This is a genomic window from Tritonibacter sp. SIMBA_163 (genome assembly GCF_046535935.1).
Classification (GTDB): Bacteria; Pseudomonadota; Alphaproteobacteria; order Rhodobacterales; family Rhodobacteraceae; genus Epibacterium; species Epibacterium scottomollicae.
The window spans coordinates 1-239 of sequence record NZ_JAWJBP010001238.1 but is presented as its reverse complement, the minus strand read 5'-3'; the positions used below and the strand labels follow the sequence as shown (position 1 = coordinate 239).

At 58.2% G+C, this 239-nt stretch carries 1 pseudogene; it reads left to right on the top strand.

Annotated elements, in window-relative coordinates:
- Positions 1-35: 35 nt before the first annotated feature.
- Positions 36-239: pseudogene (locus R0J92_RS26265) on the top strand (amidohydrolase); the annotation flags it as partial.

The window sequence follows — 239 nt, the reverse complement described above, 5'->3', positions numbered from 1 at the left end:
GGTTGCGATATTTCGATAGGCAAGGAGAAAGACCCATGCGGGTTAAGAAGCGTTTTGCCGAACTGCAGGCAGAGATCACCAGGTGGCGCCGTGATCTGCACGAAAGCCCCGAGATCCTGTTTGAAACCCATCGCACCAGCGCGCTGGTGGAGGAAGAGCTCAAGGAATTCGGCTGCTACGAGGTGGTCACGTGGATTGGCCGCACGGGCGTCGTGGGCGTCATCAAGGGCAAATCCGAC